We start from the raw sequence: 1,653 nt of genomic DNA, 5'->3' as shown, positions 1-1,653 counted from the left end.
GGAGGCGTAATAGACCTCTTTAAGAATCAGCCTCAAGAGAGAAAAATGGAGAAATATCTGGGAGAGAACAGAGTCTACATCTCCTCTGGAGATTTCGGGAAAGCTGCTAAAATATTTACAGCCAGTATACCTAAGGAGCAGAGGGTTCTCTTTGATCTTTGGGAGAGTTTTTCGGGAGGAAGTATAGAGGCATTTCTCGGGGATATCGACGGAGAGATAGTGGGAGATATAGAAAATAATCAGTGGATAATACCTCTCAAAGATACAAAAAGATTTGAAAAACTCTTTAGAATTTTCGGGAAAAATGGCAGAATAAGCATAAGAAATGCGAACCTGGTTATCGAAGGAAACAGCATTTTTCAGGGAAAAGAAAAGCTGAGTCTGGGTACAGGCGGAACTGTATCTGAAAACCAGTTTTTTCATGGAGATATAAAACTGAACCTTCTGGACAAAAAGTTTTCAGAGAGTTCTAAATTATCAATAAAGGGAACCGCAGAAACTGACTATCTCAATCTGCACACGGAACTCAACGAAGAGACCCTTGATGACATTTTGAGTAAAATGAAAAAATAGGAGGGCTGTATGCTTAGAATATTTAATACTTTAAAGGGAAAAACAGAAGAATTTAAACCTCTGAAAGAGGGAGAGGTATCCATGTATGTCTGCGGACCTACGGTATACAACTACATACATATAGGAAATGCAAGGCCGGCTATATTCTTTGATACAGTGAGAAGATATCTGGAGTATAGGGGTTACAAGGTAAAATACGTACAAAATTTTACAGATGTAGACGACAAGATGATAAAACGAGCCAATGAAGAGGGGATAACCCTGAAAGAGGTGGCAGATAAATATATCGCAGCTTATTTTGAAGACACATCAAAGGTGAATCTGAAAGAGGAAGGTATGCTGAGACCAAAGGCTACCGAGCATATCGGAGAAATGATAAAGCTAATAAAAACCCTTATTGAAAAAGAATTTGCCTATGAGGTCCATGGGGATGTTTATTTTTCTGTGGAAAGCTATAAGAAAAAATACGGAGAACTGTCTAAGCAGAAGACAGAAGACCTCCAGAGTGGCTCCAGGGTAGATGTAAATGACATAAAGAGATCACCGCTGGACTTTGCACTTTGGAAAGGTGCCAAAGAGGGAGAACCATCTTGGGGATCTCCTTGGGGACAGGGAAGACCAGGGTGGCATATTGAATGCTCTGCCATGTCCAACAAATATCTCGGGCCGACTTTTGACATACACGGAGGAGGACAGGATCTTATTTTCCCGCACCATGAAAATGAGATAGCACAGTCTAAGTGTGCAACTGGTGGAGAATTTGCGAGATACTGGATACACAACGGATATATAAACGTAAAAGGTGAAAAAATGTCCAAGTCACTGGGGAACTTCTTTCTTCTGAGAGAGGTCCTTGAAAAATTTGAAGGCAAGGTAGTGAGATTTTTTGTACTTAGCTCTCATTACAGAAAACCTATAGATTTTTCTGAAGATGAGCTCAATCAGGCAAAGTCAGCAGTGGAGAGAATAGAAAACAGCCTTATCAGAGTAATGGAAAAGATGGACGAAAGGGACGGTACAGGAAATTCTGATGCTTTAGAAAGTCTCAAAAAAGTCCTGGAAGAATCCAGGGCGAAATTT

At 40.2% G+C, this 1,653-nt stretch carries 2 protein-coding genes; both read left to right on the top strand.

The annotated features are described in order from the left end of the window. Window positions 1-573: hypothetical protein (locus ABZA26_RS14585; RefSeq protein ID WP_372715216.1), on the top strand; the 573-nt coding region annotated here is incomplete at its 5' end. Between the two features lie 9 nt (window positions 574-582). Then, window positions 583-1,653: cysteine--tRNA ligase (cysS, locus tag ABZA26_RS14580; protein ID WP_372715215.1), on the top strand; the 1,071-nt coding region annotated here is incomplete at its 3' end.

Source organism: Ilyobacter sp. (assembly GCF_041583315.1).
GTDB lineage: Bacteria > Fusobacteriota > Fusobacteriia > Fusobacteriales > Fusobacteriaceae > Ilyobacter.
The sequence above is the reverse complement of the archived record's forward strand: the minus strand, read 5'-3'. Positions and strand labels throughout refer to the sequence as shown.